The following is a 4162-nucleotide window of genomic DNA, read 5'->3' as shown; positions in this document are numbered from 1 at the left end:
TTGCTCGAGCGGGCGATGGCGATACTCCCTCCATTTCAAGGCAAGGCCAACGCTCCGAAGCTTGCCGCCCATGCCCACCTTGGCGATGTACGCTAACGGCAGGGGGTGTGACCAGTTTGGGGGAGCGGGGCTTGGGATTTATCCCACGTTAAAAAGTTTCCCTGCGTGCCGACCCGCTTGACTAACCCATTCAGCCCAAATTGGTTACACCCCTTGTTGGCTGCTGGGCTTTGTTATTCTAGTAATTTTTTTATTCTTGATTTTATATTCTCATAAGTCGAATTTAGTCTCTGCTTTGCATTATGTGTTAACAAAGAAGTGTGTGCCATTGCATCTCTAATTGGTTTATACTCTTTTGCGTCTCTTGATAAACCAGCTTGAGTTATTGGGTCAACTTTTTCAATCATATTGGCTAAATTGTCCATATCTAAATATACAAGGACATCATCTGATTGTCTTAAATCAAAACTTAGGTTTGCAGTATTCTTGTTAGTTAGTTCTTTGGATCTCATTTTATCACTTACAGCTTTGGCTTCAGGCGTGATTGTAACTGACTTATAATTAATGAAATTGCGAAGCAAGTTTTCACTTACAAAACACTCAGCATAAGATGTTACATTGTATTCAGCATCTTTAGTTAGGTTTTCTAACCATTCATCAACTTTTGTTCTGTAAGTAGAACTTTTTGGGGGAACATATTCATCGGTAATTGTATTTACCAATTCTTTTGATTTTCGTTCCTTTTTGGTCATTCTTGTTGTGTTTTCTGAATCACCGTCTTGTCTTAATTCAACACGCCATTTATCCCAATCATCAATAATTTTCTTCATTAATTTTTCTTTTAATTCTGATAGTAATGATTGAAATAAAGGATCATCAGCAATAACGCCTTCTCTGCTGCTGGTAAATCTGTCCGTTTCGCTGTCAAGTGCATCATAATGAATTTGACCGTAAACATAACTTTCAACTAGCCTAGCAGATGGTATGTGTTTTAGAAGGTCTTTTTCTCTTAACCTACCGTTTACATATAAATCTAATGTTACTTTTTCTTGAGTATTTCTAATTTTCAGATATTTGGGTTCAAGAACCGAGGCTATAAAACCCTTAATTGTCATTGATGAAGAAAGTTTCTCATACCGTCTAATATGGTCGTGAGAAATAGAGATTTTATCTTTTAAATAAGGGTCATCTATTGAGTTTATTTGCCAAACAAATTGTGTGCTTTGTGATAAATCATTCAGTTCATTTAGTGTTATGGGTTCTTCATTAAGAGAAATTTTAAAAGATTTATCAATCAAAGAAAATCTAAAGAACAAAGCAATTAGTTTTCTAATATATTCAATACGATTGCGGATACCATCGTTGATTTCTTCAAAATATATAATTGTTCCTTTCTCTATGCCGTTAAGGTGATTCCCGAATAGTGAAATATTGACAGTCTCTAATGGGTATTGTTGAGGAGTTAAATCATCATTTATCGCATTGTCTAAACCTGAATTATCAATTACGCCACCTACAAAATCTGTTGTTTTTGTTTTTGTTAAAACGTGAATTCTTTTAGCACACGAAAGCAAAGCTAGCTTTCCTATTCCTTTTCGACCAATAAAAGGTCTTTGTGAATTTGTTTTATCTGTTCCGCCTTTCCTTTTTGAATATCCAATCTTTAGAAATTTATTTTGAAAATCATCTGAAGTCATACCTTCTCCATCATCTTTAATTATCAGATGATTATTTTCTCTATCAATATATATCCAAACATTATTAGCATCAGCATCCCAAGAATTTGAAATAGCTTCACCTAATACTGTTATAAAATTTCTATAAAGATTTCGTCCCAAATGATTTAATACACTTAGGGATATATTAAATGTGAAATTACCCATATTGAATTTCATTTATGTGATGAATTATACTTTTCCCAATAATAAACCCTAAATTAACAGGGACTGCATTTCCTATATGTGTAGCTACTCTAGTTAATTTAATTTCACTTCCCTCTTCAACAAACTTATATTTTTGAGGAAAGCTTTGTAAAATAGATGCTTCTCGAATTGTTAATGCTCGATCTTGGGTCGGATGACCAAATCTACCTGTGCCATAATTATAAAATTGTGTCGTGATTGTAGGTGATGGTTCGTCCCAAGCCATCCTACCATAAACAGCTTTATAACTTTTTCCTGTCTCTTTTTTATGACACTCTAACCAAAGGCTTTTGTCCCAATCTTCCCAAGTTCCGTTCGGAATTGATGATTTTATTCTTTTTAAATTTATATCAGTAAGTTTAGTCGTAAAGTGAAGAATATCCGTCTTGCTCCTTTCTCCATTTCCAAGAGGTTCTAGATGTCCAATTGCATCACGTACTGTTTTGTAATTCTTCTTTTTATAAGTGGGGGGTAATATGTCAATCTTTCCAATTCTAGACGCTAATAAAACTAATCTTCTTCTTTTCTGCGGTATGCCATAGTCAGGACAAAAAACATTTTTGTACTTAACATTATACCCATCATTTTCGAGTTCATTAACAAATTCTTTAAAAATTTGCTTGTTTGATAAATTTGGAACATTCTCCATTGAGATTACATCAGGAGTTGTCTCTTTGATCAATCTAATGTATTCATTTAATAAATTCCATTTGTCCCCCTGTTCTTTTTCTTTTACTTTGTTTGAGTGGCTTGAAAAGGGTTGACAGGGAGCGCATCCCACCAAAAGTTTTATTTCACCATCTTTCCAAAATTCATTAAGATGTCGCCCATTTACTTCTGTGATGTCAGCTCCAATAAATTTTGCTTTATTATTGACTTCATATGCATACTTACAACTAGTATCTAAGTCTATACCGGCTCGAATATTAATTCCTGATTTTTTTAAACCGTGAGTTAGTCCCCCTACACCACAAAACAGGTCAATGCCTGAAATAGAGGGGATTGCAGTTTGATTATTTAGTCGTTTTTTTGTGGTTGACTTACTTTTCATTTTCGTTTTTTTTGCAAATATACTTATTGTGTTTCGTTTTTTTGTCTTTCAGCCTTGCAGCCAACGGCTGGGGGTGTGAAATGTGCTGGGATTCGGACAACGTCCGAATCCCACGATACGGAGTATCGAGCGAGCGATTAGCTTCCCAATCGCTCTGCAGCCCAGCATTTTTTACACCCCTTGTTGTAGCCTGTGCCTTAATTTATTATGGAGATTTTATATTTCGGTCGTTACCTTTTTGGTCGTTCTTCTTGGTCTAAGTGGTTTCTGTTTTTTTATTTCTTTTTTCTTTTTAAAGAATTCACTTAAAGCTTTTTCTTCAGAACTTGTTAAAGGTTCTTGACTTCCAATAAAATCCACATCCAATTCTTTTTTCCTTGTTCTCATTTTTATTGGTTTTTAAAGTATCTGTCAATTAGTTTAAGAGCAGCTTGCGTTTCAATAATCATTAATCTACCACCAAAGTGCAAAGCACCTAATGTTTCTTCGTAATGTTTAATGAGTTCGCTTTTTGAAATAAAGGCTAAGTTTCCTTCGTGTCCCCTTTGAAATGATAGTTTACAGGCAAATGCAACTAAATTTCCTGGCACGCCTGCATACATTTTTGTCTTGCCTTTGTTAAATGGTGCGCTTTCGATTAGATGCATATAAACGTGGTCAGATTTTACTTGCACGCTCAATAGTCCTTGAATTACATTTGGATTGTTTACGATTGTCAGTTTATAAACTTCTCTTTCAGGTTGTTTAAATTCTATCAACCAATTAAAAACCCAACCATTTTTCTTTGTAGTCAATTTTAGGTCTTCTCTTGTAACAACAGAAATTTCAGTCGGAAAACTATCACCTGTTACAATGTTTTCAATTGAATTAGTTAGTTTATCGACAACGAAATCCAATCCAATGTTTTTCTTTTTTGTCATACTACAAATATACAAAAAAATGCTTTAAGATTTCCCAAAAAGGTAATGTCTGAGCGGTCGTCTGGCATTGGCTACAACGGCTGGGGGTTGTGGCTAGTGGGGATGTGCGTAGCCCACGTTTTCGTCCCCCGACGAAAACGAATGGCAGCGGGCGACCCTGCCCCGAGTACCCCATCCATCACCCCATTAGCTACACCCCTTGTTAGCGTCTCGTGGCCAAGGTGACCGGGTCGCCCGCCCCCGGCGCGGGCCTTGTTTCCACAAATTCT

5 protein-coding genes are annotated in these 4162 nt (G+C 35.8%); 1 reads left to right on the top strand and 4 read right to left on the bottom strand.

The annotated features are described in order from the left end of the window. Positions 1-233: 233 nt before the first annotated feature. The 4 genes from G8O23_RS17020 to G8O23_RS17005 form a co-directional block, all read right to left on the bottom strand. Positions 234-1883 (bottom strand): ATP-binding protein, encoded by a 1650-nt coding sequence (locus G8O23_RS17020; protein ID WP_166367095.1) that lies wholly within the window; start codon positions 1881-1883, stop codon positions 234-236. Continuing rightward, positions 1876-2973: a DNA cytosine methyltransferase gene (locus G8O23_RS17015; RefSeq protein ID WP_166367093.1), complete on the bottom strand. Its 1098-nt coding sequence runs from the start codon at positions 2971-2973 to the stop codon at positions 1876-1878. Before G8O23_RS17015 ends, G8O23_RS17020 begins: the two co-directional genes overlap by 8 nt. Before the next feature lie 216 nt (positions 2974-3189). Beyond that, on the bottom strand, positions 3190-3360 hold the full coding sequence (locus G8O23_RS17010; RefSeq protein WP_166367091.1) for a hypothetical protein: 171 nt from the start codon (positions 3358-3360) through the stop codon (positions 3190-3192). A 2-nt stretch (positions 3361-3362) separates the two neighbouring features. Next, positions 3363-3893, bottom strand: a complete 531-nt coding sequence (locus G8O23_RS17005; RefSeq protein ID WP_166367089.1) for a hypothetical protein — start codon at positions 3891-3893, stop codon at positions 3363-3365. A 45-nt stretch (positions 3894-3938) separates the two neighbouring features. Between G8O23_RS17005 and G8O23_RS17000 the strand changes: the two genes are divergently transcribed. Further along, entirely contained in the window at positions 3939-4118 is a 180-nt protein-coding gene (locus tag G8O23_RS17000) for a hypothetical protein (RefSeq protein ID WP_166367087.1), read from the top strand. Positions 4119-4162 lie beyond the last annotated feature (44 nt).

The sequence above is a fragment of the Perlabentimonas gracilis genome (assembly GCF_011174675.1).
In the GTDB taxonomy this organism is placed as follows: Bacteria; Bacteroidota; Bacteroidia; order Bacteroidales; family Tenuifilaceae; genus Perlabentimonas; species Perlabentimonas gracilis.
The sequence above is the reverse complement of the archived record's forward strand: the minus strand, read 5'-3'. Positions and strand labels throughout refer to the sequence as shown.

What these genes read in the sequence shown, in the direction of transcription:
- G8O23_RS17020 (WP_166367095.1), bottom strand. Translation starts at nt 1,883, where the DNA reads ATGGGTAATTTCACATTTAATATATCCCTAAGTGTATTAAATCATTTG.
- G8O23_RS17015 (WP_166367093.1), bottom strand. Translation starts at nt 2,973, where the DNA reads ATGAAAAGTAAGTCAACCACAAAAAAACGACTAAATAATCAAACTGCA.
- G8O23_RS17010 (WP_166367091.1), bottom strand. Translation starts at nt 3,360, where the DNA reads ATGAGAACAAGGAAAAAAGAATTGGATGTGGATTTTATTGGAAGTCAA.
- G8O23_RS17005 (WP_166367089.1), bottom strand. Translation starts at nt 3,893, where the DNA reads ATGACAAAAAAGAAAAACATTGGATTGGATTTCGTTGTCGATAAACTA.
- G8O23_RS17000 (WP_166367087.1), top strand. Translation starts at nt 3,939, where the DNA reads ATGTCTGAGCGGTCGTCTGGCATTGGCTACAACGGCTGGGGGTTGTGG.